Here is an 18558-nt window from a genome sequence, read left to right as displayed (position 1 = left end):
AGGTCCGCGCCTCCGTGGGCGATGTAGCCGGGATGCGTCTGCGGGAGCTGGGCGTTCAGCTGCTGGGCGATGCGGACGCCCACCTGGCGGGGGCGAGGCGGTTTGTCCGGTCCCGTACGGCTTTGCCGCCCGCCCGGACTCCTGCTGCCGGCGGCGGTCATCATGATCCCGCTGGTCGCCTACCCGATCTACCAGCTCGGACTGCTGTCCGTGCTGGACTTCGGCCAGGCGCAGGCCTCCGGCGGTGTGCCGACCAGCTTCGTCGGCTTCGGCAACTACCAGAAGATCCTGAGCGACGGGCAGTTCTGGTCGGTGCTGCTGCAGACGATCGGCTTCGCCGCGTTCTGCGTGGTCGCCACCCTGGCCGTCGGTGCCACTCTCGCGGTGCTGCTGACCCGGGTGGGCCGGGTGCCCCGGCTGGTGCTGACCACCGCCGCGATGGCGGCCTGGGCGGCGCCGGCGATGACCGGCTCGACGGTGTGGAGCTTCCTGTTCGACACCAACCTCGGCCTGGTCAACAAGACCCTGGTGAGCATCGGCCTGGACGGCTTCCACGAGTACAACTGGTTCTACGACAAGTGGACGGCCTTCCTCATCGTCGGCGCCGTCGTGGTCTGGCACTCCTTCCCGTTCGTCATGGTGACGCTGTACGCGGGCATCAAGGCGATCCCGACCGAGGTCATGGAGGCGGCGGCGCTGGACGGCGCCGGCACCTGGACCACCTTCCGCCGGATCACCGCCCCGATGCTCCGGCCGATCCTGACCATCGTGGTGATCCAGTCGGTCATCTGGGACTTCAAGGTCTTCACCCAGATCTACGTGATGACCGAGGGCGGCGGCATCGCCGGCCAGAACCTGGTCCTCAACGTCTACGCCTACCAGAAGGCCTTCGCCTCCTCCCAGTACGGGCTCGGCGCGGCCATCGGTGTGATCATGCTGCTGATCCTGGTGATCCCGACCGTCCTCTACATCCGCTCGCTGCGCAGGACGGGGAACGAACTGTGAACGCCCGTAGCCGCTGGCGCCTGGGCGCCAACACCACCGCCCTCCTGGTGGCCGTCGTCACCGCCTTCCCGATCTTCTGGATGGTGCTCTCGGCCTTCAAGCCGAAGGGCGAGGTGCAGTCGCTCAACCCGCGCCCGTGGACGGCGCACCCCACGCTGGAGAGCTTCCGCCAGGTGCTCAGCGTGGACGGCTTCGGCCGGTACTTCGTCAACAGCCTGGTGATCGCGCTGTCGGTGGTGGTGCTCTCCGCGCTGGTGGTCTTCCTCGCGGCGGTCGCGGTGACCAGGTTCAACTTCCGCTTCCGCACCACCATCATGGTGATGTTCCTGATCGCCCAGATGATCCCGGTCGAGGCGCTGACCATCCCGCTGTTCTTCATGTTCCGCGACGCGGGCCGGTTCGCGCCGGGCATCGGGCTCAACACCCTGGCCTCGCTGATCCTGGTGCAGCTGGCGTTCTCGCTGCCCTTCGGGATCTGGATGATGCGGGGCTTCGTCGCCGCCGTGCCGGTGTCGATCGAGGAGGCCGCGCAGATCGACGGTGCCAGCCGGGCCCGCATCCTGTGGACGATCCTGCTGCCGCTGGTCGCCCCCGGGCTGGCCGCGACCAGCGTGTTCTCCTTCATCGCGGCGTGGAACGACTTCGTCTTCGCCAAGACCTTCATCATCAGCGCGACCGAGAACCAGACCCTCCCCTCGGCCCTGCTGGTGTTCTTCAAGCCGGACGAGAACGACTGGGGCGGCATCATGGCGGCCTCCACGCTGATGACCGTCCCGGTGCTGATCTTCTTCATCGCGGTGCAGCGCAAGCTGGTCTCCGGGCTGGCCGGCGCGGTCAAGGACTGAGACCCGGACCTTGACGGACATCCCCGCGACGGAGGGGCTGCGACGGGTATAGCGTCCGGGACCGTGGAGGTGGGGTCCATGGACCGGAAGCGAGCCGACGGGCAACTCGCGCAGATCGCCGAGACGGTGGGCCTGGCCCGCCGTCTCGGCTCGCGTGTCTGGCTGCGCGGTGGCTGGGCGATGGACTTCTTCCTCGGCGAGCAGACCCGCGACCACGAGGACGTCGACTGGTTCGCGCCGGCCGCCGACGCCGGGGCGCTCGCCGCCGCGCTGCGCGCCCTCGGCCACCGCCCGCTGCCGGGCAGCCCGCCGGAGCAGCAGCTCGACTTCGTCAGGGACGGCCTGGAGTCGAGCTTCGCGCTGGTCGACCCGGCGCCGGACGGCCGGGTGCTGGTGGCCGGCGGTCCCTGGGCGGGGACGGCCTGGCCGGCCGGGCTGCTGGACGGGCCGCCGGGGCGGCTCGGCGGGCTGGTCTGCCCGATCGTCGCCCCGGAGGCGCAGATCGAGATCAAGCGGATGATGCCGGTCTGGGACCCGCGCCGTCCGCGCCGGGCGAAGGACGCCGCGGACATCGCCCGTCTGGAGCGGGCGCTGGGGCGGTAGGCGCCCGGGCGGCGGGGCGCTCAGGCGGTGGGGTGCCCGGGCGGCGGGGCGCTCAAGCGGCGGGGTGCCCGGGCAACGGGGCGCTCAAGCGGCGGGGTGCTCAGGCGGCCGGCGTCCGCTCCGCCGACGGGACGCCGACCAGCGTGAACGCCGCGCCGCCGTCGTCGCGGACCACCGCCCGCCGCCCGAACGGGGTGGGCTCCGGCCCGGCCAGCACCGTGCCGCCGAGCTCGCGCACCTGCTCGACCGCGCGGTCGGTGTCGGCGGCCCCGAAGTGCACCGCCCAGCCGGCCCCGGGCCGCCGGGCGATGTCGCCGGCCGGCAGCCCGTCGACCCGGAAGACCGTGGCGCCGTCGCTCTCACGGCCGTACTCGTAGCCGAAGACCCGCCGGTAGAAGTCCCGGGCGGTGTCGGGGTCGGGGGAGTGCTGCTCGCTCCAGCTGAACGCGGCCGGCTCGTCGACCAGGCCGGCGCCCTGCCAGAGCAGCCCCTGCCGCAGGCCGAAGACCGCTCCGGCCGGGTCGGCCGCGAGTGCCGCCCAGCCCTGTTCGGGCGGTACCTCGTACGGCTCCCGCAGGACCCGGCCGCCCGCCTCCCGGACCGCCGCGGCCGTCCGCGCCGCGTCGCCGACCGCCAGGTACGTCGTCCAGGACTGCCCGGTGCCCGGCGGCCCGGCGGTGAGGCCCGCGACCTGGGCGCCGCGCAGCGTGGCGACGGTCCAGCCGGGCAGGTCGACGAACTCCCAGGCGAACAGTCCGCCGTAGAAGCGCCGGGCCCGCCCGAGGTCCACCGCGCCCAGCTCGACCCAGCAGGGGACGCCCTCGTGGTACCTGCCCGCCTTCGGCATGCCGCTCTGCCCTCCTCGCCCCGCCGGTCGCCCCCGCCACCCGCCCCCCGGCCAGCGTCCGCCCGGCGCGCGCGGCCGGCAAGCGCGGGCCGTCCCGTCCGCGTGTGTCAGGAGACGCCGCGCGGCCGGAACTGGACGCTGATCCGGGGGCCCACCGGCCGGGCCGTCTTCGGCACCGCGTGCTCCCAGGTGCGCTGACAGGTGCCGCCCATCACCAGAAGGTCCCCGTGCCCGAGCCGGTGCCGCAGCACCGGGCCGCCGCCCCGGGGGCGCAGCAGCAGCGCGCGGGGTTCGCCGACGGAGAGGATCGCCACCATGGTCTCCTCGCGTGCGCCGCGTCCGATCCGGTCGCCGTGCCAGGCCACGCTGTCCCGGCCGTCCCGGTAGTAGCAGAGGCCCAGGGTGCGGAACGGCTCGCGCAGCTCGCGCGCGTAGTACCGGCTGAGCGCCGCGCGGGCCTCGCCGAGCACCGGGTGCGGCGGCGGGTTCCCCTCCCGGTAGGAGGCGAGCAGCCGGGGGACGTCCACCGTGCGCTCGTACATCTCGCGCCGTTCGGCCCGCCAGGGCACCTCGGCGGCCAGCTGTTCGAACAGCCGGTCCGCTCCGTGCAGCCAGCCGGGCAGCACGTCCACCCAGGCACCCGAGCCCAGCACCTCCCGGCGTACGCCCGCGAGCGGCCCGAGGGCGGGCCCGGTCGGCCCGGAATCGTCGAACAGGGACGGCTGGAGGTGGACGGCGGCGGTGGTGCTCATGCCTCCAGCCTACGACGACAATCGAACAGATGCTCGAATGAATGGGTCAGAGCGGGACGACCACCAGGCTCCGCCGGAAGAAGGCGGTGACGTAGAGGCGGTGGCCGTCCGGGTCGGCCGCGACGCCCCGCGGGCCGCCGGGCACGGTGATGGTGCGGGTGACGGTGCTGCTGTGGAGGTCGACCACGGAGACCGTGTCGAACGGGAAGTGGGCCACGTACAGCTGCGAGTCGTGCGGGCCGACGGCCAGGCCGTACGGTCCCCGGTCGACCGTGATCACTTCGAGCGGCTCGGCCGGCGTCGGCCCCTTCACCTCGATGACCTCGGTCGCGTCGTACACGGACACCGTGTTCGCGAAGTAGTTGGCGGCGTAGAAGCGGTTGCCGCTCGGGTCGGCGGCGAGGCCGACCGGGAAGTCGATGCCGGTGAGGGCGCCGTGGGTCTTGGTGAGCAGGTCGGCGACCATCACCTGGTCGTCGATCGCGTCGGCGATCAGTAACTGCTCGGGGTGCACGGTGACGGCCAGCCCGTACGGCCGGGCGCCCGTGCCGGTGCTGGTGGTCTCGTCGCCGGTGGCGGTGTCGAACACCTTGACGGCGTCGGTGGAGTGATCGGCGACGTAGAGCTTCTCGCCGGGCGGGTCCAGGGCCACCCCGTACGGGCCGGCGGCGACCGGGAAGGTCATGGCGACGGTGTGCGCCGGGGTGTCGACGGCGGTGACCGTGCCGTCGAGGAAGTTGGTGACGTAGACCCGCCGGCCGTCGCCGCTCGCGGCCACGCTGTGCGGGCCCGCGCCCACGGGAATCGTCTCGAAGGGCTGGGAGCCGGCCCGGTCGGGGCCGGTCGTCGGAGTGGTGGAGAGTGACATGGTCCGCTCTTCCCTCTGTCGGGTCCTCCGCCGGCCTTCGACCGGGTGCGGCGCCGGGTGCCGCCGCAGGCGGCCGGGGAGCGTCCGGGGGCGCCGACCACCGGATCCGGCCCCTGGTCGAGGGGCACGCGGGTGGTCGCCGCACTTCGATCGTACGCCGACCGCGCACCCGCTCGAACGGGCGCGCGGTCGGCGTACAGCCGGCGTGCGGTCGGACCTCAGCGGGGGTCCGGCTCCCCGTCGGCGTCCGCGCTGCCGAGCCGGGCGTACACCTCCGGACGGCGCGAACGCAGCCGCAGGGCGAGGCCGACCCCGGTCAGGAACACCACCGGAACCACCGACACCAGCGGCCAGTTGACCTCCGGTCCGGCCGCCGTGAACAGGTCGAGGCGCCAGACCACCAGCCCGGTCGCGCCGCACAGCAGCGCCGTGGAGAGCAGTGGCGCGACCACCGTGCGCAGCCGCCCGGCGCTCGCCGCGGCCGCCCGCTCGCGCCGGAAGTACGCGTACACGGCGAGCCCGGCCAGCGCCTGGAGCAGCAGGATGCCGACCACGCCGGGGGAGTTCACCCAGAGGAAGAACTGGTTGTACGGGTCCGCGCCGATCAGCGCGGCCACCACCACGGCGCCCGCCGCCAGCAGGCTCTGCGCGACCCCGCCGACCCACGGCGAGCGGTGCCGGGGGTGGATCCGCCCGAGCGCGGCCGGCGCGGCGCCCTCGGTGGCCAGCGCGTGGCCGTAGCGGGTGATGGTGTTGTGGAAGGCGAGCAGCGCGGCCAGCAGGCTGGTGACGATCAGGACGCGCTGCAGGTCCGTCGCCCAGCCGCCGACGTAGTCCGTCATCGCGGTGAAGAACATCCCGGCCGGGTCGTCGGTCGCGGCGGTCACCGCCCCGGAGTCGCCGAAGGCCTGCACGATCGTCCAGGTGATGAAGGTGTAGAAGAGCCCGAGGAAGGCGATCGCCGCGTACGTGGCCCGGGGCACCGTGCGGTGCGGGGCGCGGGCCTCCTCGCGGTAGATCGCGGTGGCCTCGAAGCCCACGAACGCGGCGAACGACAGGCCGAGCACGCCGCCCATGCCGCCGGTGGCCACGTTCCCGGGCGCGAAGGAGGCGAGCGAGAGGCCGTGCGCCCCGCCCCTGGCCAGGATCGCGACGGCGAGCACCAGCAGGATGCCGGTCTCGGCGATCAGCAGCGCGCCGAGCACCTTGGCGCCGAGGTCTATCGAGCGGTAGCCGAGGAACCAGACCACCACGACGCCGAGCAGCGCCCAGAACGGCCAGGGCAGGTCCAGGCCGAGCAGGTCCGCTGCGGTCTCCTTGGCGAAGTAGCCGAAGGCGCCGAACATGCCGATCTGGATCGCGTTGTACGACAGCACCGCGAGCAGGGCGGCGCCGAGCCCGGCGGGGCGGCCGAGGCCCCGGGTGACGTAGGCGTAGAACGCGCCGCCGTTGCGCACGTGCGCGGCCATGGTGGTGAAGCCGACCGCGAACAGGGCCAGCACCAGACCGGTGGCCAGGTAGGCGGCCGGGGCGCCGATGCCGCCGAACGCGATGGCGAAGGGCGCGACCCCGGCCATCACGGTGAGCGGCGCGGCGGCGGCCACGACGAAGAAGACGATGTCGCCGGTGCCGAGGACACCGCGTTCCAGCCCGGGGGCCGGTGCCGGGGCCGGGGGCGCGGCCGCGGGGGCGGTCGCGGCGGTCGTGTCGGAGGGCAGGTGCATGGGGGGAGCTCTCCTGGTGGTCGTGCGGTCGAGGGTAGGGCAGGACGTCCGGGTGGGGGCGCGTTCGGCCTCGGTGCGCGCCCGGGGCGCGCCCCGTTGATCGGGGGCGCGGCGCGGCGCGGTCGGGGGGCGGGGCGGGGGTGGGAGCTCCGCTCAGTGCGTGCGGCGGCCGCCGAGCCAGGTGCCCAGCACGGCGACCCCGGCCAGCTCGCCCGCCGGGACGGCGTACGGGTCGGCGGCCAGGTGCACCAGGTCCGCCCGCAGGCCGACCCGCAGCACCCCCCACGCGTCCTCCTCGAACGCCTGGTGCGCCACGCCCGCCGAGTACGCGGCGAGCGCCTGGTCGAGCCCGATCCGCTCCTGCGGCAGCCAGCCGCCCTCCGGCAGGCCCTCGGACGTCTGCCGGGTGACGGCGGTGGCCAGCCCGGCGAGCGGCTCGTACCGGGTGACCGGCCAGTCGCTGCCGAACGAGACCCGCGCGCCGTCGCGCAGCAGGGCGGCGATCTGGTACTGCCGGGCGCCGCGCTCGGGGCCGATCCGGGGCAGCGTCAGCTCGGTCATCAGCGGGTCCGGCTGCGCCCAGAGCGGCTCGAAGTTGGCGATCACCCCGAGCTCGGCGAACCGCGGCAGGTCGGCCGGGTCGACCAGCTGGACGTGCGCGATCACCGGGCGGCGGGCGCGCGGTCCGTTGCGGCGCGCGGCGGCCTCGACGGCGTCCAGGGCGATCCGCACGCCGTGGTCGCCGATGGCGTGGATGTGCGGCTGGAAGCCGAGCGCGTCGACGGCGGTGACGGCGTCGGCCAGCTCCGCGCCGGTCCAGTTGGCGGCGCCGTGCGAGTGCGGGCAGTCGGAGTAGGGCTCCAGCAGCGCGGCGGTGCCGGACTCCAGGACGCCGTCGGCGAAGAACTTGACGGCCCGCGCGGTGACCTGGCCGCGCCCGGCGGCCTCGACCCGCTCGCGGTCGGCGGCGAGCCGGGGCAGCTGCCCGCGCCAGTCGTCCGGTTCGAGCAGCAGGGCGAGGTTGGCCCGGACGGCGAGCTCTCGGCCGTCGGCGACGGCGGCGAGCCAGGTGTCGACCTGCTGGGGCTCCACCCAGGCGTCCTGGACCCAGGTCACGCCGGCGGAGGCGAGCACCCGGGCCGTCCCGTGGAGCGCGTCGACCTGCTCGGCGAGGTCGGGCAGCGGGACCAGGGCGAGGACGGGGTTGAGCGCGCCGAACTCGCGCAGGGTGCCCAGCGGGCTGCCGTCGGGGCGGCGGACGATCTCGCCGTGGGCCGGCTCGGGCGTCTCGGCGGTGTACCCGGCGCGGCGCAGCGCCTCGCTGTTGGCCCAGCCGGTGTGGTGGTCCATGGTGCGCAGCAGCACCGGCCGGTCGGGGACGACGGCGTCGAGCAGCGCGGCGTCGAACAGGCCGCCCTCGGCGAGCCAGGGGTCGAAGGCGTCGCCGGTGATCCACTCGGCCTCGGGGTGCCGCTCGGCCCAGACCCGGACGGCCTCGACCACCTCGGCCAGGCTGGTGCAGTCCCGGACCGGGACGCCGCGCAGGCCGAGTCCGCCGATCAGCGGGTGGACGTGGCCGTCGCCCCAGGACGGCAGCAGGGCGCCGCCGGCCAGATCGACGGTCTCGGTCCGCTCGTCGCGCAGCGCGTGCGCCGTGGCGCCCAGGGCGGTGATCCGTCCGGCGGTGACGGCGAGGGCGTCGGTGACGGGGCGGGCCGGGTCGCCGGTGTGGATCCGGCCTCCGGTGAAGATCGTGTCGGCGCGCATGCGGGTGCGTCCTCTCCCGGTGCGGTCTGGTGTGACCTGGTTAACTGAATGGGATTCGGTAACCGTAGGTGCGACCGGGCGGGGCGCGGAAGAGTTTTATTGAAAGTCATTCGATTACGTTTTCATCACGATGATCTTGCGCGATGATCGTAGGGCCGCCCTGTGCGGCGACACCGGCACCGACACCGACGCCGACACCGAAGCCGCCACCGCGGAGAGGAACGGGAACCCCATGGCCAGGCCGCGCACCCCCCTGCTGGACCGGCAGCGCATCGTGCAGACCGCGCTGCGGCTGGTCGACGAGGCCGGCGACCTGACCATCCCCGCCCTCGCCGGCGCGCTCAAGGTCAGCCCCTCCGCGCTGTACCACCACGTCGCCGGCCGTGCCGAGATCGTCGCCCTGATGCGCGGCGAGCTCGTCCGGGTCATCGGCGAGCGGTCGCTCTGGGACCGTCCGTGGGACGAGGCGCTGCGCGGCTGGGCCCGCGCCTACCGCGAGGCCTTCGCCGAGCACCCCGGCATCATCCGGCTGCTGGCCACCGCGCCGCTCGCCGAACCGTTCATGCACGAGCTCTACGAGCGGGCCGTCGTCACCCTGGAGGTGGCGGGCTTCGCGCGGGAGGACGTGATGGGTGTGATCACCGCCCTGGAGAGTTTCATCCTCGGCTCGGCGCTGGACCTCGTCGCGCCCGCCGTCATGGTCGACGCCGTCGACCGGGCCGCCACGCCGCGGCTGGCCGACGCGCTGGCCGCCGTCCCGACCGGGCGGCAGCGGGCCGACCAGGCCTTCGAGGTCGGGCTCGCGGCGCTGATCGCCGGCTACGCCGCGCTGCTGCCCGCCGGGCGCGGGCCCGTCGCGGGCGCCGGGCATCCGATTTCTGACCAGGCGTGATGGCCTGCTAGTGTTCATCTCGTCGAAAGGGAACGGTCTTCGCGGAGCGGGGATCGGGACCGGTTCGACCAGGCGTCAGCGGTGCTACCAGAGCACGCCCTACTTTCAGTAGGGAGAGTCCGTGCGACCCGGGCCTGGCGCTCCATCGGAAGCGGCCGTTCCCCTGCGGGGGGCGGCCGCTTCGTCGTTCCCCCGCTCCGGGGCCCGGGGGTCCGCCCACCGGTTCTATCGCATGCGCGGTCCGAAACCCGTCGGGTCGGCCGACAACCGGCCAAGGTCGCACCCCAGGTGGATCGTTCGTTCGTGTCACGTGCGGGTGTGCGGTCAGCGGCGATGCCGCGGGCATCGGCCTGACGGCGTGTCAAAGGATGGCCGGAAACGCGCCCTTGTGGTGTGAATATGCCATTGGAATGTTCTCTGCATGGATTCCATCAGTAGCCTTCCGTGTCGACCCCGCCACAGGTCGTGGCAGTCCGGCCGGCCTCCGGCGGTCGGGTCCCGCCGTGCCGTTTCCTCCCCGAACCCTCCGAAGGAGCCCGAGTGCCGGGTATCGACGAGTGCCTGTCCCGGGCGATGGCGATCGCCGGGGCCCGTGCCGCCGGTCTGATCGACTGGAGCAGCGGGCTCGCCCTGGGCAGCGTCGGAGCCAGTCCGACCGGCGACCACGACACCACGGCAGCGGAGGCAACCGACTTGGTGCGGGCGGCCGTTGACGCCGCGACCTTCACCGCCGCGGAGGACCGCGCGGTGCCGCTGCAGGACATCATCCTGACCGCCGACAGCAGTTACCACCTGCTGTGCTTCATCGACACCGTCTTCGACAGCCGGCTCGTCCTGCACCTCTGGCTCGACCGCGCCGAGGGCAACCTCGCCGTCGCCCGGTTCCGTCTCCAGTCGATCGCCGAGGAACTGGTGCTCGGATGACGAACGCCGATGCGAACACCGACGCGAACCCCGCACCGGGCGGCCACGGCGCGGAGGCGGCGCGCACCGCCGTCGGGTTCCGGCCACCGGGCGGGGCCGCCGCCGCACCGCTCCCGGTCGCCGCCGGCCCCGGCTGGACCCCCGGCGCGGCCGTCGAACGGCTCGCCGGCGAACGCGCCACCGGCGCCCTGCGCGGCCCCGCCGGCACCGTCTACCTCGTCGACGGCCTGGTCGCCCACGCCGAATCCGACCGGGCCCCCGACCTCGCCACCCTGCTCACCGCCTGTGGCCGGCTCACCCGCGAGACCTGGCAGGAGGCCGTCCACCGGTTCGGCCCGCACGCCAGGGTCGGCGAGGCGCTGGTCGAACAGGGCCGGCTGACCCGGGGCGAGCTCGAACTCTGCCACCTCGGCGCGCTCTACGACGCCGCCTGCTTCCTGTTCGAGGCGTTCGACGGTACCGGCAACGCCCTTGCGACCCAACCTGGTTGGACCTTCGCGCCCGGTGCGCGGCACTGGCTCGGCCCGGTGGTCGCGGTCGGCGCCCACCGGCTGCGCCGGGAGGCCGAGCGGCGGCAGCACCTGCTGGACCGGATCTGGCCCTCGGCCCAGCTCGACACCGCGCCGCTGTGCCGCTCCGCCGGCCCGCCGGCCGCCGCCGGCCACGGCCCCGGGCGCCACGCCCGCCGGCTGCGCCCGCCGACCCGGCGCCAGTGCGACCTGCTCGACCACGCGGACGGCCGGAGAACCCCGGCGGAGCTGGCCCGGTTGCTCGGCCGCTCCGCGTTCGCGACCACGGCGGACGTCCGCCGGCTCGCCGCCGCCGGCCTGCTGGCCGGTTCCGGGGACGGCTCCGGAGCCGTCCCCGGAACCGGCTCCGACCCCCGGTGCGCGTCCGGGCCACCGGGGACGGGCCGCGTTCCGGCGCCGCGGGCCCCCGGCGGACTGCACCGGCGGGTGCCCGGCGCGGCGCTCGCCGCCCTCACCGGGGGGCGGCGCGGGTCGGATCCCACCGCCGTCCCGACCACCGCCACCGATCCGGACATCGCGTTGCTGATCCGGGTCCGAACCCTTCTGGAGGCCCGACTTTGAACCACTCTCCGCCCGCGACCCCGCCCTCACGGCCATGAGGCGGGCGCTCAAGCAGCGTGCCGGAAGGAGACAACTGATCGCCTTGGAGACCGAGCTGCTGGCCGAACTCCGCGCCATCAAGCACCGGATGCCGCACCTCGCGGGCGGCCTGGTGGCCAGTGTGGACGGCCTGCTGGTCGCCCACGACACCCACGGGACCGAGCCGTCGGGACTGGCGGCGCTGACCGCCGCCGCGCTCGGCCTGGCGCAGCGGCTCGCCGACAGCACCGGCCAGGGCGAGTTCCGGGAGTCGCTGGTGCGCGGCGAGCACGGCTACGTCGCCATCTACGCGGCGGGCGGCAGTTGCGTGCTCACCCTGCTCGCCCATCCGGACGCGAACGTCGGCCGCCTGCACCTGGAGGCCCGCCGCTCCGCCCAGCGGATCGCCGCGCTGCTGAACGACGCGCCGCCGCCCAAGGACGCCCGGGAGCTCTGAGGGCCCCGGCCCGTCGAACCCCGCTTCTCCACTACCGCTTTTCACCGACCCTTACCGACCCACCGACCCATCCAGGAACGGGAGACCCCGAGATGACCGACGCCGCAGGCGCGCTCAAGCAGGCCATGACCGTGATCGAGGGCGCCATCGGCGCGGCCCTGGTCGACTACAACAGCGGCATGGCACTGGCCACCCTCGACGGCCCCGGCGGCCTCGACCTCAATGTGGCCGCCGCCGGGAACACCGACGTGGTGCGGGCCAAGATGCGCACCATGGACATGCTGGGGCTCGGCGACGGGATCGAGGACATCCTCATCACCCTCAGCAGCCAGTACCACCTGATCCGCCCGCTCACCAGCCGCAGCGGCAAGGGCCTGTTCCTCTACCTGGCGCTGGACAAGACCCGGGCCAACCTGGCGATGGCCCGGCACCAGCTCACCAGGATCGAGGCGGACCTGGAGGTCTGACCGGTCCGGCGGGGCCGGCGGGTTCGGCGGGTCAGGCGGGTTCGTCGGGTCCGTCCGCGTCCGGCTCTCCGGACCAGGCGACCTCGCCGCCGGGGAGCCCCGCGCAGACCGTGCCGTCCGGCGTGACCACGCGCCACGGCGCCAGCAGCGCGTGCGGCGGGACGGACAGCGTCCCGCCGCCCTCGCCGGTGAACACCAGCTCCAGCCCTCCGGCCGGGGTGATCCGGGCGGAGCCGACCTTCCGGCCGACCAGACCGAGCAGTGGTCGGGTGGGCCGGAAGGTCAGCGCGGGATAGAACACCCCGACCCCGGTCGCCCCGGTGAAGCGGAACTCGTGCGCCACCCGGACGGTCGCCGGCCCGTCGAGCACGAGGTCGAGCCGGTCGCCGCCGCCGACCGCCGTCACCCGGCGACCGGCCAGCACGGCGCCGAGGCCGTCCGCGGGGCGTGTCGTGTGCTGCGTGTTCTGCATGCGGTCAGTGTGGACCGGCGGGACGCCGCCCGTCCCGCCGTCCGTGTTCCCGTTCGGCGCGGGCACGCTCATCCGGCCGGGTAGCCGCCGACCAGCTCGGCCGGGCCGCCCGGCCGGTCCCGCGCCGCCAGCGCGGCCGCCGTCCGGGCCCAGGACGCGGGCCTCAGCAGGGCTCGCGCCTCCACCGGGTCGCAGAGCCGCCACTCGGTCAGCTCGTCCTCGGCCAGCACGATCGACGCGAACCGCTCGTCCGCCACCGTGCCGCCGTCGAACAGGTACACCAGGACGGCGTTCTCCCGGGGCGCCGCCGGGTCGGCCGCCCGGCCGGGCAGCCAGTCCAGCGCCAGCAGCCGCCCCGGCTCGCAGGACCAGCCCAGCTCCTCGCGGACCTCCCGGCGGGCCGCTGCCCGGGGCAGCTCCCGGTCGGCCTCGACGCCGCCGCCCGGCAGGGTCCAGTACGGCGCGTCGCCGCCCGGCAGGTCCCACGGCCGCTGCCGCACCAGCAGGACACGGCCCGCCCGGTCCGTGAACACCGCGCGGGCCTTGGCCCGGATCCGCGGGCGGCTCGCGATGTAGGCGTCCCGGTCCAGCAACGGCGGGGCGTCGGCCGGGGGAGCGGGGTCCGTCGCCGGGGGCCAGTTCTCAGACAGTGCCGCCAGCCCTGTCGCGCCCGTGTAGGCGGGGGCCGGGCCGGGCGCCAGGTGGTCGAGCGCGTGCCCGACCGGCAGGCCGTCCTCCAGCTCCAGCGGCGCGGCCACGCGGGGCGCCCGCAGACAGGCCGTCACCCGCCGGGAGAGCCGCGGCGGCAGCGCGTGGCCCGCCTGCTCCGGCGTCAGCCACGCCCAACCGCCCACCTCGGCACGGTCCGGCGTGAACGCCGCCGCCTGCTCCGGCGTCAGCGGCTCGGCCCAGTACAGGTGGGCGGCGATCGGCGGACGGTGGCGGTCCAGCGTCCAGTCCAGGCAGGCCAGCGCCCCGAGCCGGGGCGTGAACCCCAGCTCCTCCTCGATCTCCCGCACCGCCGTCCGGCGCGGCGACCCGTCCTGCGGATCCCACCCCCCACCCGGCACCGCCACCGGATGCTTCCGGTCGTACGGCAACCGCACCACCAGCACCCGCCCCCGCTCGTCCGGGAACAGCACCCCGGCCGCCGCCAGCAACTCCCGCTCCGACTCGCCCACCCGCACTCCTTCCACCCGTCATCCACCCCCGAAGACACCCCACCCCACCCCACCGGTTCCCCGAACCCGCCACCCCCGACGCCAACCGACCCCCACTGGCCCCGGCCGCCCGGATCCGTCGGTGCCGCGCTCAAGTCGCCGCGAGTACGCGTGGCTCGACGGCACCGCGGCCCGGTCGTCCCGATGCGGTGGGTGCCGCCGTCACTGCGGCCCGGTCGTCCCGATCACCCGGCGGACGCTCCAGCGGTCTCGACCGGTTGTTGGGGCTCCGGGCCGCCTCGACCGCACCCCACCGCCGGCTGCTTCGATCACCCGGCGGTCCTGCTGCCGCCCCGGCCGTTTCAGTGGCCCCGGTCGCGTCGGTGCTTCGGTCGTCCCGACGGCGCCGGCGGCCGTCCGACGGGGCTGCGTTGTGGCGGGTGGAGCGGGAAGTCGATGCCGTCGACTTCCCACTCCGGTGCGCCGATCCCTTGCGGGCGAGGGTGGGTCAGGCGGGGTGGGGCGGGAGGGTGGACAGGGCGGTGGTGGTGGCGTGGGCCATGCGGCGGTCGTGGTGGCCGGTGGTGCCGCGGAGACGGGCGTAGCCCTCGGCGGCGGCGAGGGCGACCAGGCCGGGGAGCAGGTCGGTGCTGCGGTCGGCGACCCAGCGGGTGCCCTTGGTGGCCATCCACCAGACGTCGGCGAGGGTGCTGGGCGGGGGTTCGGCCGGTTCCGGGGCGGGGGCCGGGCCGAGGGGGCGGCCGGCGGCGGCGAGCAGGTCGTGGAACCCGCGGGCGATCAGGTGGTGGCCCTCGGCGCTCGGGTGGAGGCGGTCGACGCTGAGCAGCCCGCGCTCCGCCGTCCAGGGCAGCTCGGCGATGTGCAGGTGGACGGCCCCGTGGCGGGCGGAGAGCGCGTGCACCACCGTGTTCACCGCGCGCATCCGGCGGGCCAGCGGCCGGGCGAGCGGACGGGGCAGGCGCAGCAGGGCGCCCGGGTCGGGCAGGCAGGCGGTCAGCACCACCGCGCCACTGCCGGTGAGCTCGCCGAGGACGGTGTCCAGGGCCAGCGTGGTGCGGCCGACGTCGAAGCCGGACCGCAGGGTGTCGTTGCCGCCGGCCACCACGGCGGCGAACCGCGGCCGCACGGCGAGCGCCGCCGGCAGCTGCTCGGTCGTCAGGTCGGTGGTGAGCGCGCCGCTGCGCGCGAGGTTGGTGAAGTCGACCCCGGTCTGCGGCGGGGCCAGGGACCGGGCGAGCAGGGCCGCCCAGCCGCGCCAGCCGTCGGCGATCGGGTCGCCGACGCCCTCGGTGAGCGAGTCGCCGAGGGCCACGAAGCGGACCGGTTCGCCGGTCCGTCTCCCGTGCCCCCGGGTCGTGTCGTGCGCGGCACCCGGTACGGTGCCGCCTCCTCCGTCCACTGGGGTGATGGTGTTCATCGGATCTCCCACCCGTTCCGTGCTCCTCCGTGCTGTTCCGTGCCGCCCCGTTCAACGGGCGGTGACGGGCGCCACGCCGTGGGCGGCGAGGAAGGCCGCCACGGCCACGGGCCAGCCGTACTGTTCGGCCTGGGCGCGGGCGGCGGCGCGCCGGGCCGGTTCGGGGCGCGCGAGGAGTTCGCGCGCCGCCTGCGCGAACCCCGCGCCGGTCGGTTCGGCGGCCACACCGGCCGGGCCGACCAGTTCGGGCAGCGCGGAGCCGCGGTTGACCGCGACCGGCGTGCCGCAGGCGAGCGCCTCCAGCGCCGCCAGCCCGAAGGTCTCCACCGGTCCCGGCGCCAGCACCACGTCCGCGCAGCCGAGCAGCCGGGCGACGGCCCCGCGCCCGGCCAGGTGGCCGAGGAAGTGGACCGGCAGCCGCTCCCGGGCGGCCCGGGCGGCCAGCCGTGACCGCAGCGGTCCGGTGCCGGCCACCGCCAGCACCGCCTCGACGCCGGCGGACCGCAGCGCGGCCAGGGCGTCCAGGGCGAGCGCGGGGCGCTTCTCGGTGGAGAGCCGGGAGCAGAGCACCAGCAGCACCTGTCCGGGGGCCGCGAACCGGGCCCGCTCCCCGGCCCGGTCGGCGGCGGGCGGGCTCAGGGCGGCGAGGTCCACCCCGAGCGGGGCGCGCGCGAGGTTCCGCACGCCCAGGCGGCGGAACTCGGCGGCGGCCCAGTCGGTCGTGCAGACCACCGTGTCGTACGACCGGGCGGTCCGGCCGTTGAGCCGGTTCGCGGCCGCGTCGGCGGCCGGGCCGGGGAGGCCCCAGGTCCGCAGCACGCCGACGGCGCTCTCGTGCGACACCATCGCCGACCGCACCCCGTGCCGCCGGGCCCAGGCCCCGGTCCAGCGCAGCGTGGTCCGGTCGGAGACCTCCAGCCGGTCGGGGGCGAGCCGTTCGAGTTCGGCGGCCACCGCCCGGCGGTCGGTGAGCAGCCGGTACCCGCCGCTGCCGGGGAACACGGGGCCGGGCAGGGTGACGACCAGCCCCTGCTCGTCCTCCTCGACGGTGCGCCGCTCCCCGGGCACGACGAGCACGGGGGTGTGCCCGGCGGCCCGGTAGCCCGCGCCGAGGTGGCGCAGGGCGGTGCGCAGTCCGCCGGAGACGGGGGTGACGAAGTTCGCCACCCGGACGATCCGCAGCGGGCCGGTGGTCATGCGGACAGTTCCTCCGTCAGCGGCGCGGCCGGCTGGGCGGGCTCGGCCGCGGCCACAGCCGCCGGCGCGGGCGCCGCCGTCCCGTGGTGCTCCGCGAGCACCTCGGCGTAGTGCCGCAGCAGCAGGTCCCCGACGGCCTCCCAGGTGCGGGCCGTCACCTCCGCCCGCCCCGCGCGCCCGTACGCGGCCCGCAGCTCCGCGTCCCCGGCCAGGCCGGTCACCGCCCGGGCCACCGCCGCGCCGTCCCGGGGCGGGACGAGCAGGCCGGTGCGGTGGTGCGCGACCAGGTCCAGCGGGCCGCCGGCGGCCGGGCCGATCACCGCGACCCCGCTGGCCATCGCCTCCTGGATGGTCTGGCAGAACGTCTCCAGCGGCCCGGTGTGCACGAAGACGTCCAGGGTGGCGAAACATCGGGCCAGCTCCTCGCCGGTGCGCCGGCCGAGGAAGACGGCGCCGGGCATGGCGGCCTTCAGTCCGGGGGCGGACGGCCCGTCGCCGACGATCACCACCCGCACCCCGGGCAGCGTCGCGGTCTCGGCGAGCAGGTCGACCCGCTTCTCCGGCGCGAGCCGCCCGACGTACCCGACCAGCACCTCGCCGCCGGGGGCGAGGGCCCGGTGCAGCGCCTCGTCGCGGTGGCGCGGGTGGAAGCGGACGGAGTCCACGCCGCGCGGCCACAGCTGCACCCGGGCGACCCCGTGCGCGGTGAGGTCCTGGGCGGCGGGGGTGGAGGGTGCGAGCGTCCGGGCGGCGAGGCCGTGGACGGAGCGGATCCGGTGCCAGGCGGCTGCCTCGCCGAGCCCGCGCCCGGCCCGGTAGGCGTGCGCGTACCCGGCGAGGTCGGTCTGGTAGACGGCGACGACGGGCACGCCGAGCCGGGCGGCGACCTGCGCCCCGCGCGCGCCGAGCACGAACGGGCTGGCCAGGTGGACGAGATCGGGCCGGTGCCCCTGGATCGCGGCGGCCAGTTGCCGGCTGGGCAGCGCGATCCGCACCTGCGGGTAGCCGGGCAGCGGGACGGACGGGACGCGCACCACCGGCAGCTCCTCCGGCACGCCGCCGGCGCCGAAGGTGTGCGAGGGGCTCTGCGCGCCGCGGGCGGGCGCCGGGGTGACGACGAGCGGCTGGTGCCCCCGGCGGAGCAGATGCTCGGCGGTCCGCAGCACGCTGTGGGCGACGCCGTTGACCTCGGGGGGAAAGGACTCGGTGACGATGACGACACGCATGCCTGTGTTCTGTCCGCGCCCGGCGTGCACGCGGCCAAAGGGATCTGTCGTACAAACGAACGCGGGTCGGCGAATTGTCCCGCCGACCCGCGTCCCGCCCGGTCCCGGGCGCTACCGAAGCCCTCAGGCGGACCCGGCGGCCGCCTCCTTCAGCTCCGCGTAGGGCGCGAGCTTGCGGATCGACTCGATGCTCTTGAGGCAGTCGTCCCGGCTCTCCTCGGGGTCACCCGTCACCACGATCGATCCGTTGCTCGCCTTGAGCCGGAACCGGTGCATGCCGCTCTCATCGGTGTACAGCTCGAACTTTCCCGCCATGGCAGTCGACACCTCTCGTTCAGGAAGCCCCCTCGCACCGCAACGTAGGAGCAATTCCGGCGCCCCGCCCGCCGGGCCGATCCATCCGAGTCATCCACCGGCCAGCCGTCGTACGGTCCGCTCGATGCCGCTGCCGTCCGGTTCGGTCTCCTCCATGTAGAGCCGGCCCCAGCGGATCAGCCCGTCCCGGACGCCGAACAGCGTCGTGCCCCGCATGTCGAACGCGGTGCCGTCCCGGCGGGTGCCGTGCCAGTGCCACTCGCCCCACTCCACGCCGTCCGCGCGGGCGTGCGCCAGCAGCTCCGCCCGCAGGTCGGGGACGTCCTCGAAGAACCGGCCCCAGTTCCTGCGGACCTGCTCGCGGCCGGTGAACGCGCGGGCCGGGTGGGCGGGCTGCCGGCTGTCGTACCCGGGGGCGAAGCAGCCGACGAAGCCGTCCAGGTCGTGGTCGTCGATCGCCCGGCGGAGCCGCTCGACGAGCATGGTCCGC

20 protein-coding genes are annotated in these 18558 nt (G+C 75.3%); 8 read left to right on the top strand and 12 right to left on the bottom strand.

Annotation, left to right across the window (positions count from 1 at the left end; translation table 11 throughout):
• Positions 1–69: 69 nt before the first annotated feature.
• The 3 genes from ABTX81_RS14690 to ABTX81_RS14680 all read left to right on the top strand — a co-directional run bounded on the left by ABTX81_RS14690 (position 70) and on the right by ABTX81_RS14680 (position 2453).
• Positions 70–1005: a carbohydrate ABC transporter permease gene (locus ABTX81_RS14690; RefSeq protein WP_502892777.1), complete on the top strand. Its 936-nt coding sequence runs from the start codon at positions 70–72 to the stop codon at positions 1003–1005.
• Entirely contained in the window at positions 1002–1850 is an 849-nt protein-coding gene (locus ABTX81_RS14685; RefSeq protein ID WP_350544588.1) for a carbohydrate ABC transporter permease, read from the top strand. Before ABTX81_RS14690 ends, ABTX81_RS14685 begins: the two co-directional genes overlap by 4 nt.
• 78 nt (positions 1851–1928) lie before the next feature.
• Positions 1929–2453: a nucleotidyltransferase domain-containing protein gene (locus ABTX81_RS14680; RefSeq protein WP_350544585.1), complete on the top strand. Its 525-nt coding sequence runs from the start codon at positions 1929–1931 to the stop codon at positions 2451–2453.
• 100 nt (positions 2454–2553) lie between these two features.
• Here ABTX81_RS14680 and ABTX81_RS14675 read toward each other — a convergent pair whose 3' ends face one another.
• The 5 genes from ABTX81_RS14675 to ABTX81_RS14655 form a co-directional block, all read right to left on the bottom strand.
• Positions 2554–3300 carry a VOC family protein gene (locus tag ABTX81_RS14675; protein ID WP_350544582.1) on the bottom strand — a complete coding sequence of 249 codons (747 nt, stop codon included), beginning with the start codon at positions 3298–3300 and terminating at the stop codon, positions 2554–2556.
• 107 nt (positions 3301–3407) lie between these two features.
• Positions 3408–4052, bottom strand: a complete 645-nt coding sequence (locus tag ABTX81_RS14670; protein WP_350544579.1) for an alpha-ketoglutarate-dependent dioxygenase AlkB — start codon at positions 4050–4052, stop codon at positions 3408–3410.
• Positions 4053–4098: 46 nt separating this feature from the next.
• Complete coding sequence (locus tag ABTX81_RS14665; protein ID WP_350544577.1) at positions 4099–4920, bottom strand: YncE family protein; 822 nt, start codon at positions 4918–4920, stop codon at positions 4099–4101.
• A gap of 218 nt (positions 4921–5138) precedes the next feature.
• The gene (locus tag ABTX81_RS14660; protein WP_350544574.1) at positions 5139–6644 is read right to left on the bottom strand and encodes an APC family permease; all 1506 of its coding nucleotides are present in this window, start codon (positions 6642–6644) and stop codon (positions 5139–5141) included.
• Positions 6645–6797: 153 nt separating this feature from the next.
• The gene (locus ABTX81_RS14655) at positions 6798–8411 is read right to left on the bottom strand and encodes an amidohydrolase (protein ID WP_350544572.1); all 1614 of its coding nucleotides are present in this window, start codon (positions 8409–8411) and stop codon (positions 6798–6800) included.
• A gap of 136 nt (positions 8412–8547) precedes the next feature.
• On the opposite strand from ABTX81_RS14655, the gene ABTX81_RS14650 reads away from it, so the two are divergent.
• The 5 genes from ABTX81_RS14650 to ABTX81_RS14630 all read left to right on the top strand — a co-directional run bounded on the left by ABTX81_RS14650 (position 8548) and on the right by ABTX81_RS14630 (position 12260).
• Complete coding sequence (locus ABTX81_RS14650; RefSeq protein ID WP_350544569.1) at positions 8548–9303, top strand: TetR/AcrR family transcriptional regulator C-terminal domain-containing protein; 756 nt, start codon at positions 8548–8550, stop codon at positions 9301–9303.
• A gap of 540 nt (positions 9304–9843) precedes the next feature.
• Positions 9844–10227 (top strand): hypothetical protein, encoded by a 384-nt coding sequence (locus ABTX81_RS14645; protein ID WP_350544566.1) that lies wholly within the window; start codon positions 9844–9846, stop codon positions 10225–10227.
• Complete coding sequence (locus ABTX81_RS14640; protein WP_350544564.1) at positions 10224–11318, top strand: hypothetical protein; 1095 nt, start codon at positions 10224–10226, stop codon at positions 11316–11318. The genes ABTX81_RS14645 and ABTX81_RS14640 overlap by 4 nt, the downstream gene beginning before the upstream one ends.
• A gap of 82 nt (positions 11319–11400) precedes the next feature.
• On the top strand, positions 11401–11793 hold the full coding sequence (locus tag ABTX81_RS14635; RefSeq protein WP_502892776.1) for a roadblock/LC7 domain-containing protein: 393 nt from the start codon (positions 11401–11403) through the stop codon (positions 11791–11793).
• 92 nt (positions 11794–11885) lie between these two features.
• A complete protein-coding gene (locus ABTX81_RS14630; RefSeq protein ID WP_350544559.1) occupies positions 11886–12260 on the top strand; it encodes a hypothetical protein in 375 nt (124 codons plus the stop codon).
• Positions 12261–12291: 31 nt separating this feature from the next.
• Here ABTX81_RS14630 and ABTX81_RS14625 read toward each other — a convergent pair whose 3' ends face one another.
• From ABTX81_RS14625 to ABTX81_RS14595, 7 genes are all read right to left on the bottom strand, one after another.
• Positions 12292–12732, bottom strand: coding sequence for a DUF6188 family protein (locus ABTX81_RS14625; RefSeq protein ID WP_350544557.1), 441 nt, complete (start codon positions 12730–12732; stop codon positions 12292–12294).
• Between the two features lie 68 nt (positions 12733–12800).
• The gene (locus ABTX81_RS14620; RefSeq protein WP_350544555.1) at positions 12801–13913 is read right to left on the bottom strand and encodes an NUDIX hydrolase; all 1113 of its coding nucleotides are present in this window, start codon (positions 13911–13913) and stop codon (positions 12801–12803) included.
• Positions 13914–14400: 487 nt separating this feature from the next.
• Entirely contained in the window at positions 14401–15330 is a 930-nt protein-coding gene (locus ABTX81_RS14615) for an SGNH/GDSL hydrolase family protein (RefSeq protein ID WP_350544552.1), read from the bottom strand.
• Positions 15331–15381: 51 nt separating this feature from the next.
• Positions 15382–16527 (bottom strand): glycosyltransferase, encoded by a 1146-nt coding sequence (locus ABTX81_RS14610; protein WP_350544549.1) that lies wholly within the window; start codon positions 16525–16527, stop codon positions 15382–15384.
• Entirely contained in the window at positions 16524–17753 is a 1230-nt protein-coding gene (locus tag ABTX81_RS14605) for a glycosyltransferase family 4 protein (RefSeq protein ID WP_350544546.1), read from the bottom strand. Before ABTX81_RS14605 ends, ABTX81_RS14610 begins: the two co-directional genes overlap by 4 nt.
• A gap of 123 nt (positions 17754–17876) precedes the next feature.
• Positions 17877–18068, bottom strand: coding sequence for a YegP family protein (locus tag ABTX81_RS14600; protein ID WP_350544544.1), 192 nt, complete (start codon positions 18066–18068; stop codon positions 17877–17879).
• Positions 18069–18158: 90 nt separating this feature from the next.
• Positions 18159–18551: a nuclear transport factor 2 family protein gene (locus ABTX81_RS14595; RefSeq protein WP_350544541.1), complete on the bottom strand. Its 393-nt coding sequence runs from the start codon at positions 18549–18551 to the stop codon at positions 18159–18161.
• Positions 18552–18558 lie beyond the last annotated feature (7 nt).

This window comes from Kitasatospora sp. NPDC097605, assembly GCF_040302725.1.
Classification (GTDB): domain Bacteria; phylum Actinomycetota; class Actinomycetes; order Streptomycetales; family Streptomycetaceae; genus Kitasatospora.
The sequence above is the reverse complement of the archived record's forward strand: the minus strand, read 5'-3'. Positions and strand labels throughout refer to the sequence as shown.